The 241-nt window shown below is 67.2% G+C and carries 1 protein-coding gene; it reads right to left on the bottom strand.

The window, feature by feature from the left end; translation table 11 throughout:
* A partial coding sequence (locus BN358_RS10785) for a helix-turn-helix domain-containing protein (RefSeq protein WP_040582641.1) occupies positions 1–241 on the bottom strand: 241 nt, incomplete at both ends.

Genomic DNA, 241 nt, shown 5'->3' with positions numbered 1-241 from the left:
GTCGGCTCGGTGAGTCGGTACTCGTTCGCCTTGCCCTTGCCGAACTGATTCCCACCCACAGCTGTCTGCTCGAGCCATCCGAGCCCGACCAGGTCACGCACGGCACGCTTGACCGTGCGAACGTCGAGCCCGGTATCGACGGTGAGCCGCGACCACCCCGGATGAGCCCCACCACCATCGGCGCCGGCATAGGTCGCAACCATCACCAGCACCGTGACCTGAACCGGGCTCAGCCCTCGGC

Origin of the sequence: Sedimentibacter sp. B4 (assembly GCF_000309315.1) — a bacterium.
Taxonomy (GTDB): domain Bacteria; phylum Bacillota; class Clostridia; order Tissierellales; family Sedimentibacteraceae; genus Sedimentibacter; species Sedimentibacter saalensis.
This window is presented reverse-complemented; position numbering and strand designations above follow the sequence as displayed.